General features: G+C 68.7%; 4 protein-coding genes. All 4 read left to right on the top strand.

What is annotated here, in order from left to right; translation table 11 throughout:
- The first annotated feature begins 301 nt into the window (after positions 1–301).
- Positions 302–3,478 carry an AAA family ATPase gene (locus Q7W02_18230; GenBank protein ID MDO8478100.1) on the top strand — a complete coding sequence of 1,059 codons (3,177 nt, stop codon included), beginning with the start codon at positions 302–304 and terminating at the stop codon, positions 3,476–3,478.
- A gap of 88 nt (positions 3,479–3,566) precedes the next feature.
- Positions 3,567–3,992, top strand: coding sequence for a hypothetical protein (locus Q7W02_18225; GenBank protein MDO8478099.1), 426 nt, complete (start codon positions 3,567–3,569; stop codon positions 3,990–3,992).
- 130 nt (positions 3,993–4,122) lie between these two features.
- A complete protein-coding gene (locus tag Q7W02_18220; GenBank protein MDO8478098.1) occupies positions 4,123–4,299 on the top strand; it encodes a DUF1059 domain-containing protein in 177 nt (58 codons plus the stop codon).
- Between the two features lie 358 nt (positions 4,300–4,657).
- Positions 4,658–4,942 (top strand): hypothetical protein (locus Q7W02_18215; GenBank protein ID MDO8478097.1); only part of this gene is annotated, 285 nt, incomplete at its 3' end.

Here is a 4,942-nt window from a genome sequence, read left to right as displayed (position 1 = left end):
AACCAGCACAGCGCCTCGACAGGCCGAACCGGCCGCGCCTGCAGTCGCACGGCCGGGCAATGCTTAAGGAGGTCCGCACGAGGCGAGATTCGCCAGCGAGTCTTGCGCGCGCCTTCCCACTCGGCGTCCGCGACAGTTCCTGTCGTCCTGTAACGTGCCGGACGGGTCCGCTGGGTGTCGGCGTGGTTCTTGAGCCGGAGTTTCGACAGGAAATCCCCTTCTTCTCGCAAGCGCTTCACAACGTTGTGCCATCGGCGTAGTGTTCTGGCGCCGACTTGGGGGTCGGATATGAGGTGCTCTGATGGAATGTCCATCCTGCGATCAGCCCAACCGTGAAGATGCGGGCTTCTGCGACAACTGCGGCCAGGACCTTCGCGCCGGCCGGACTGATCCGCGCGACTACACGCCGGCTCACCTTGCCAAGAAGGTCCTCCAAGACCGGGCCAGGCTGCAAGGAGAACGCCGCACCGTTACCGTGCTGTTTGCCGACGCTGTCGGCTCGACCGCGATGGCGGAGCAGCTCGACCCGGAACAGGCTTTCAGGATCATGCAGGGTGCCGTCGCTTGCATGGCGGACGCTGTCCATCAGTGCGAGGGCATCATCACGAAATTCGCGGGCGACGGCATCATGGCGCTGTTCGGGGCGCCGCTCGCGAGCGAGGACCACGCGGTGCGCGCCTGCTATGCCGCGCTCCGCATGCAGGAGTCGATCAAGCGCTACGCCGAGGAGATGCAGCGGCAGGCCGGGGTGCCGATCCAGATTCGCGTTGGCATCAACTCCGGCGAGGTCCTCGTGCGGTCCGTCGGCAGCGATCTGCGGATGGACTACACGGCGGTCGGCCAGACGACGCATGTCGCCGCGCGCCTGGAACAGACGGCGATGCCCGGCTCCATTCTCACCTCGACGGACACGCTGCGGCTCGCCGAGGACTACGTGGAAGTCAAGCCGCTCGGCCTCGTGAACATGAAGGGCCTCCCCGAGCCGATGGAGGTGTTCGAGGTGACGGGCGCGGGCACGGTGCGCACCCGGCTGCAGCGCGCGGCCGCGCGCGGGCTCAGCCGCTTCGTGGGGCGCGACGCCGAGCTCGAGCAGCTGCGCCGGGCGCTCGAGCAGGCAGCGGAGGGGCGCGGCCAGATCGTGGCGGTGGTGGGCGAGCCCGGCGTCGGGAAGTCGCGCCTCTTCCACGAGTTCCTCAACTCGCACCGCACGCGCGGCTGGCTCATCCTCCAAGGCAGCTCCGTCTCGTACGGTCGGGCGTCGGCGTATCTGCCGGTCATCGACATGCTCAAGAGCTACTTCCGCATCGAAGACCGCGACGACGCCCGCGCGATCCGCAGCAAGGTCACCGGCGCGATCCTCACGCTCGACGAGGGACTCAAGGACGTCGTGGCGCCGTTCACGGGTCTGCTCGACGCGCTACCGGAGGACAGCGCAGTCCTCGCGCAGGCGCCGCCGCAACGCCGCCAGAGCGTGCTCGACGCCGTCAAGCGCCTGGTCCTCCGCGAGGCGCAGGGGCAGCCCGTGCTCCTGGTCTTCGAGGATCTGCACTGGATCGACTCCGCGACGCAGGCGCTCCTCGACTCGATCGTGGAAAGCCTCACCACGACGCGTCTCCTCATTGCCGTGAACTACCGGCCCGAGTACCGCCACGCTTGGAGCCAGAAGACCTTCTATCGCCAGGTCCCGATCGAGCCGCTCAGCGCGACGAGCGCCGAGGATCTCCTCCGTCCGCTCGTGGGCGATGATCCAAGCCTTCGCTCATTGTTCCAGACACTGATCGCGCGCACCGACGGCAACCCGCTCTTCCTGGAAGAGTCCGTGCGGGCGCTGGTGGATGCCCGCGCGCTCGTTGGCGAGCCCGGGCGCTACCGCCTCGCCCGGCCCGACGCGCCGATCGCCGTGCCTGCCAGCGTCCAGGCCATCCTCGCCGCGCGGATCGACCGGCTGTCGCCGGAGGACAAGCAGCTCCTGCAGGCGGCTTCGGTGGTCGGCAAGGACGTGCCGTTCGCGCTGCTCCAGGCGCTGGTCGAGCTGCCCGAGGATGCGCTGCGCGCGGGCCTGATGCGGCTTTCGGCGAACGAGTTCCTCTACGAGTCCGTCCTGTTTCCCGAGCTGGAGTACACGTTCAAGCACGCGCTCACCCACGAGGTCACGTACGGCGGTATGCTGCTCGACCGGCGTCGTGGGCTCCATGCCCGCATGGTCGAGGTGATCGAGAGCCGCCACGGCGATCGCCTGGTCGAGCAGGTCGAACGCCTCGCCAATCACGCCGCACGCGGCGAAATCTGGGCCAAGGCCGCACAGTACACGCGCCAGGCCGGCGATCGCGCGGCGGCGCTCTGTGCCGACGCCGAGGCCGTCGCCCACTACGAGCGTGCGCTGGAGACCTTCACGCACCGACCGGTCACCAGCGAGTCGGCGCGTGAGGCGATCGATGTCCGCTTCGCCCTCCGCGCACCGCTCTGGCGGGGTGGGCATCTCGAGCGGCTGCACGCGGTCTTTCGGGAGGTCGAGCAGCTCGCCGCCGGGCACAACGAGACCGAGCGGCTCGACGTCGTCTACTCGTTCTTCGTCCAGTACCACTGGGCCAAGGGCGAGTACGAGCAGGGGATCGAGTACAGCGAGCGTTGCCTGGAAACCGGTGCGCGCCGCGGCGATCTCGGCCTGCAGGTGACGGGCCACTATTACGCCGGCGGCTGCCATCATGCCCGCGGCGAGCTCCGGACCGCGCTCCAGCATTACCGCTGGATCATCACCGCGTTGGACGGTGGTCGCGAGACGGAGCAGTTCGGGCTGTCAGGACTCCCCTTTTCCGGAGCGTGCGCGCTCGCTGCCGAGTGCCTTTCGGATCTGGGGGACGTTGTCGCCGCCGAGGACCTCTTACGACGCGGCGAGGCGGTGGCGAGCGCCGCGAATCACCTCTACAGCAAGGTCCCGCTCGCGATCATGCGCGGCCGCCTGCTCCTGGAGGCTGGCGACACGGCCGGCGCGATCAGGGTGCTGGAGCCCGCCGTGGCGATCTGCCGTGAGCACAAGTTCGTCGGGCAGACGATGCGCGCCCTGACCCCGCTCGGGGAGGCGTACACGGCGGCCGGCCGTGCGGCGGAAGCCGTGCCTCTCCTCCACGAGGCGATCGCTCTTCAGGAAGCGGCCGGCGCCTTCGTCAACCGCGCGCTCTGGGTGCGAACGCTCGCCGAGGCCCTGCGCTGCGTGGGCCACCTCGACGATGCCGCGGCCACAGCGCAGAGCGCCCTCGATTTCGCCGTGCGCCAGGGCGAGCGAGGCAACGAAGCGTGGACGCACTTCGTGATCGCCGGGATCGCTGCGGACCGCGGCAAAGCCGCGGAGGCGCGTGACCATCTCCTCTTCGCCCGCGAGGCGTCCGGACGCCTCGAGATGAGCCGGCTCGCCAAGCGCTGCGACCGCGCACTCGCCGCGCTGGCGACCCCTAAGGCGTCCGAGAGCAACCGGCCCTAGCCGGAGACACGCGCGTCCACGCCGGCGGTGATGATGCCCGCTAAATCAGGTTAAAAGCGTTACCCGCTTGTCGCAGCCCTATGCCGGCATGTTGCAGGAATGCGAAGGCGAGCGCGGGTTGGCGCCGGATGCGCCGGGCAAGGATCTGGCCGACCACTTCCGGCAGAGCTACAGGCTGAACACCACCGTGCTGCCGAAGCTCTCGTGGGAGCCCGGCGCCGTCGTGATCGGCGTCACGGCGCAGGACATGTACATCAGCGCCTTCACCTGGAACTTCGCGTTCGGGTACCGCGAGGGCGATCGCTTCGCGCTCCTCTCGACGGCCCGCGTGGACCCAGCCTGGTCCGCCGAGCCCGCGAATCCGGACCTGCTCCGGAAGCGCCTGCGCAAGGCGGCGGCGCAGATGGTCGGCTTCCTCTACGACGACTACCGCGAGACTGCGGAGAGGCGGAGCGTGATGTTCGGCCCTGTCCTCGGCATCGACGACCTGGACCGTCTCCGCGAGGACTACTGAGCCCGCGCCGCGCCCTGACCCGGCGCGTCACGACACCGCCTACGCGGCTCAACGCGGTGGGATGATAGGCGCCCCAGGATCCCAGCTGGGTCCCGTCGAGTGCAGCGGAACAACCCAAAGGAGGTCTGCGATGGCCAAGATCCTGAAGTGCGGTGACCTGATGCCCGGCTGCAGCTTCGTCGCGGAAGGCCAGGACATGGCGGAGGTGATGGCGAAGGGCGCCGAGCATGCAAAGACGGCGCACGGGATGACGTCGATCCCGCCGGACCTCGCGGCCAAAGTCCAAGCCGCCATCAAAGACAAGTAGAGCGCCACCCCTCACCCTACCCTCTCCCCTCCAAGGAGGGGAGAGGGATCCGGAAGCTGCTAGCCCGGATTATGCGTGAACACATGCGCCACCCTCACCCCGACCCTCTCCCTCGCCGAGGGAGAGGGAGCCGTTTCGATCCCCTCGCCCCCGGTGTCTGCATGATACAAGGGGGAGAGGGACGCAGTTCGAGCTGAGCCGCTCGGCGGCGAGGCGAGGGCTGAGTAAATGAGGGGCGCATAGGACGCGGAACGCGCGTTCGTGAATAGAGCAGGCTAGGTGGGCGCCCTTCGCGGGGACGCGATCTCCGCGTCGGCCCCGACGACTCCGGTCGCGCTGGACGGGAAGGAGAGCCCCCATGACCACCGCGAAGACCGTTGAACCGCCGAGCCTCTTCTTCGAGGACTTTGCCGAGGGGCAGGAGTTCTCGACGGTCACGAAGGGGCCGATGATGGTGGGCCACCAGGTGCGCTGGGCGGGCGCCTGCGACAACTACGACTCCGAATTCCATCACGACGAGCACGTGGCGAAGGCCCAGGGTCTGCCCGGCATCATCCTGTCCGGGCCGCTGATGGCGTCGTACCTCCTGACCGAGGTCGCGCACTGGGTCGGGCGAAACGCGCGGCTGCTCCGGTTCGCCGAC

Source organism: Candidatus Rokuibacteriota bacterium (genome assembly GCA_030647435.1).
In the GTDB taxonomy this organism is placed as follows: Bacteria; Methylomirabilota; Methylomirabilia; order Rokubacteriales; family CSP1-6; genus AR37.
The sequence above is the reverse complement of the archived record's forward strand: the minus strand, read 5'-3'. Positions and strand labels throughout refer to the sequence as shown.

Excerpts from the sequence above, each read along its gene's own strand:
- Q7W02_18225 (MDO8478099.1), top strand. The coding sequence starts at position 3,567 with ATGTTGCAGGAATGCGAAGGCGAGCGCGGGTTGGCGCCGGATGCGCCG.
- Q7W02_18220 (MDO8478098.1), top strand. The coding sequence starts at position 4,123 with ATGGCCAAGATCCTGAAGTGCGGTGACCTGATGCCCGGCTGCAGCTTC.
- Q7W02_18230 (MDO8478100.1), top strand. The coding sequence starts at position 302 with ATGGAATGTCCATCCTGCGATCAGCCCAACCGTGAAGATGCGGGCTTC.